Raw genomic sequence first — 4343 nt, forward strand, 5'->3', positions numbered from 1 at the left:
AGCAATCAGCAATCAGCAATCAGCAATCAGCAATCAGCAATCAGCAATCAGCAATTAGCCAAAGGCCTGTGGCCAAGCTACACCCAACAGCTTTTGAATAAAATTAAGCTGACGGCACCTCAAGTAGCGTGAGCTAAAAGCTGACGGCTGACGGCTGACGGCTGATCACTGACCACTGACCGCTGACCGCTCTGGTTAATCACTTGCCAAATAGTGCCTGGATTTTTCGGTTATGCTAATAGGTGATGGGTAATCGTCAACAGGGGTTTCTAGCCTAATCAGGTACAGAGCATTTTTTCCCGACTCCCGACTCCCGATTCCCGATTCCCGATTCCCGATTCCCGATTCCCGATTCCCGATTCCCTACTCCCTATTCCCTTTCCTATTGCTGTATTTGCCGAAGCACTTCCCTAATCACATCAGTTGGCACCTGATCTGTCAAGGTTACTTCACCAATCTTGGTAGGCAAAACAAATCGGACCTTACCGTCTTTAACTTTCTTATCCGTTTGCAGGGTATCAATAATGGCATCAATATCTAGGCCACTGGGTAACTGAGTAGGTAGTCCAGCTTTTTTGATTAAAGCATCCTGGCGTTCGGCATCTTCTGGCTGCCACATCTGGAGTGCCACAGCAATCTGGCCTGCCGCTACCATTCCAATCCCTACGGCTTCCCCATGATTGACTAACTTGTAGCCAGTTAAGCTTTCTACGGCATGACCAATGGTGTGACCATAGTTCAAAATTGCTCTGATCCCAGCTTCTTTCTCATCCTGACTGACCACATCCGCTTTAGCTTGACAAGACCGAGAGAGAATTGTTTCTAATAAATCCTTCTTCAGGTAACGCAATTGGTCAAGTCGCTTCGATTCCTCTAGTTTCACAAACAGCTCTTCATCCCAGATAATCCCATACTTAATCACTTCTGCCATCCCTGCTCGCAATTCTCGGGCTGGCAATGTTTTTAATACCGAAGGGTCAATTAAGACAAATCGTGGTTGATGGAAGGCACCAATCAAGTTTTTGCCCTTGGGGTGATTGACCCCAGTCTTGCCACCAACTGAAGCATCAACCATGGCCAACAGCGATGTGGGTACCTGAACGAAATTAATTCCCCTTAGCCAAGTGGCAGCTGCAAATCCTGTCATATCCCCAATTACCCCACCGCCCAATGCCACTAGAGTCGAGGAGCGTTCTAGGCGGTTTTCTAGGGCAAGATCATAGATCTTTTGGATAGATTTGACAGTTTTGTATCGTTCACCAGCAGGGAGGGTAAGGCTGGATACCTGATATCCCACTAACTCCAAGGCTGCGATCGCTCTTTCCCCATATCTTCGGAAAATCGCTGGATTCGATACCACTAAAACTTTTTTGCCCAACTGTAGACGGCTCATCCAAACCCCAATATCATCTAAGCCACCTGTGGTCATTTTGCCATCAGGAAGCTGTTGTGCGATCGCAATATCATAGGAATGTTCTGGTAGAGCAACGGGAATAACTAACTTCATGGGGGGGAGCCTTTTTCCTTGTGAACTATGGCGCTGTATATATCTACGTCTATAAAAGATATGTAGATGTAGATATATCTTAGAGGGGTTAAAGGCTACCCCTCTACAGATCCAGGCTTTAAAATCCAGGCTTTAAGGAATTTTGGCATCACTACTTGGCACTAGCAAACCCCAACTGGTTGCAGCAGCTTCTTTTGAGCGTTACCAGATAATACGGTAACCTGACCGTGGTCATCCACATCAACAACTGCTGTATCACCCTCTTGAATCTGACCAGATAGCATGGCTTCGGCTAAGCTATCTTCTAGCAGGCTCATAATTGCCCGTCGTAGAGGTCTAGCACCATAGCTCGGTTCGTAGCCTGCTGTGACTAAGTGGTCTTTGAAAGCCTCTGTGACTTCCAGAATAATTCCTTTCTGTTGTATAGAGCTAGAGATTTCCTGGAGCAGGATGTCAGCAATTTCCTTAACTTCATTCTTCTTGAGCTGACGGAAGACAATTATATCGTCAAGGCGGTTGAGGAACTCAGGACGGAAATAGTCTTTAAGATTTTCATTGACCTGAGTGCGGATCTGGTTGTACCTAGACTCATCTTGGTTATTTGATGACTCAAAGCCAAAAGCACTACCTCCTTTTTCAATCACTTTAGAACCAATGTTGGAGGTCATGATTAAGATTGTGTTCTTGAAATCTACAGTACGACCTTTAGCATCGGTTAAGCGACCATCATCTAACAATTGCAACAGTACATTGAAAACGTCAGGGTGAGCTTTCTCGATTTCATCAAATAGTACCACCGAGTAAGGCTGGCGTCGGACAGCTTCAGTAAGTTGACCACCTTCGTCATACCCCACAAACCCTGGGGGAGAACCAATCAGCTTGGAAACAGTGTGGCGTTCCATATATTCCGACATGTCAACGCGAATCATCTTGTCTTCTGACCCGAACAGGTAAGAAGCCAAGGATTTAGCCAGTTCTGTCTTACCAACTCCAGTCGGACCAGAGAAGATAAAGCTAGCAATCGGTCGATTGGGATCCTTTAATCCAACTCTTGCCCGACGAATTGCCCGAGACACAGCAGTAACAGCTTCGTCTTGACCAATGATCCGCTCGTGCAAGGTTTCTTCCAAGTGCAGCAGCAGAGCTGATTCAGATTCCGTCAGTTTATTGACCGGTATCCCAGTCCAAGACGCTACAATCTGAGCAATGTCTTCTTGATCCACAATCGGAATAGTTGGAGATGGGGATAACTTACCTTCAATTCCCTCACTCTCCCACTCTGATTCTGCTCTAGCCTTTGAGGAAGGCTTTGAGTGCATCAAGTGAACCCGACTCCCAGCTTCGTCAATCAAGTCAATGGCTTTGTCGGGTAAATAGCGGTCGGAGATATAGCGGTCTGATAATTGAGCTGCAGCCAGTAACGCTTGGTCGGAAATCTGGACTTTGTGATACTCCTCGTAGGTTGAGCGCAAACCATGGAGTATGTCAATGGTATCCTCTACAGAGGGTTCCGAGACCATGACTGGCTGGAAACGACGTTCTAGTGCTGCGTCTTTCTCAATATACTTCCGGTATTCATCCAGAGTAGTAGCTCCCAAGCACTGGAGTTCACCTCTAGCGAGAGCAGGCTTAAGGAGATTAGCCGCATCCATACCCCCTTCTAAGGAGCCTGCACCGACTAAGGTGTGAATTTCGTCAATTACTAGGATAATATTCCCCGATTGCTGGACTTCAGACACAACCTGCTTGAGGCGTTCTTCAAAGTCTCCCCGGAAGCGAGTACCAGAAACCAATAAAGCCATATCTAGGCTAATCACTTGTTTGTCTGCCAACAGGTCTGGAACATCTTGAGATACAATCCGTTGGGCTAGACCTTCTGCGATCGCAGTTTTGCCAACTCCCGGTTCCCCCAGTAAGATCGGGTTATTCTTGCTACGACGACCTAAAATCTGAACCACCCGCTCGATTTCCTGCTGACGACCAACCACCGGATCTAGTTTGCCCTCTGCAGCTAACTTGCTCAGATTAGTTCCAAATTCTTCTAAGGTAGCTTTCTGGTTTTGAGTATTCCCCATAAACGAGGAACCTTTTCCCCTAGCAGTTGTTGCTGCTGTTAATTCTGCTATCGTACTAATGACATGGGTGCGTAATTCTGTGAGGTCTACACCCAGGTTTACCAGTACTTGAGTGGCAACGCTGTTCCTGTCTTGAATGATAGCTAGCAACAAATGTTCAGTATCGATGTAGTTGTGTCCAAGTTGCTTAGCTTCCTGGAAAGATTGCTGGAAAACTTCTTTGGCTTTGGGGGTGAAAGGGAGTTCTGAGCTAAACATTCTCGAACCCCTACCCACAGTATTTTCTACCGAGTAGCGAGCATCTTCGAGGGTAACACCAAAATCACTCAGCACTCTGGCTGCCACAGCTGTTCCTTGTGCAATCAAACCCAACAGCAGTTCCTCAGTTCCTACGAGGCTGTGTCCCAAGCGACGGGTTTCCTCCTGAGCCAGCATGATGGATTTGATCGCTTTATCTGTAAAATGTTCAAACATCCCCGGTTCACCTTACGGAATTTAAGCAGTGGGTGACATATCACCCTGGTGTAAAGTTTTATGTACTTTACTTCCACCAATGTACCCATCTGTGCTTAGATTCAGCAGTCGGTAGAACCGTAATCTTGAGGAGTGGTTGCCGCCAATGGCAGCAACCAACACCATTAGCGATCGCTTATACCGAGTTGCATTCAAAAAGAGTAGATTGCTTGGATAGGGAGATAGGGAGATGGGGAGATGGGGAGATAGGGAGATAGGGAGATAGGGAGATAGGGAGATAGGGAGAT

The 4343-nt window shown here is 46.7% G+C and carries 3 protein-coding genes; all 3 read right to left on the minus strand.

Annotated elements, in window-relative coordinates; all coding sequences use genetic code 11:
* Positions 1-382: 382 nt before the first annotated feature.
* A complete protein-coding gene (gene aroB, locus BJP37_RS26340) occupies positions 383-1507 on the minus strand; it encodes a 3-dehydroquinate synthase (protein WP_075903288.1) in 1125 nt (374 codons plus the stop codon).
* A gap of 161 nt (positions 1508-1668) precedes the next feature.
* The gene (locus BJP37_RS26345; RefSeq protein ID WP_075903290.1) at positions 1669-4056 is read right to left on the minus strand and encodes an ATP-dependent Clp protease ATP-binding subunit; all 2388 of its coding nucleotides are present in this window, start codon (positions 4054-4056) and stop codon (positions 1669-1671) included.
* 21 nt (positions 4057-4077) lie between these two features.
* On the minus strand, positions 4078-4343 hold a 266-nt coding region (locus BJP37_RS40120; RefSeq protein ID WP_158069791.1), incomplete at its 5' end, for a hypothetical protein.

Source organism: Moorena bouillonii PNG, assembly GCF_001942495.1.
In the GTDB taxonomy this organism is placed as follows: Bacteria; Cyanobacteriota; Cyanobacteriia; order Cyanobacteriales; family Coleofasciculaceae; genus Moorena; species Moorena bouillonii.

What these genes read in the sequence shown, in the direction of transcription:
- BJP37_RS26345 (WP_075903290.1), bottom strand. Translation starts at nt 4,056, where the DNA reads ATGTTTGAACATTTTACAGATAAAGCGATCAAATCCATCATGCTGGCT.
- aroB (WP_075903288.1), bottom strand. Translation starts at nt 1,507, where the DNA reads ATGAAGTTAGTTATTCCCGTTGCTCTACCAGAACATTCCTATGATATT.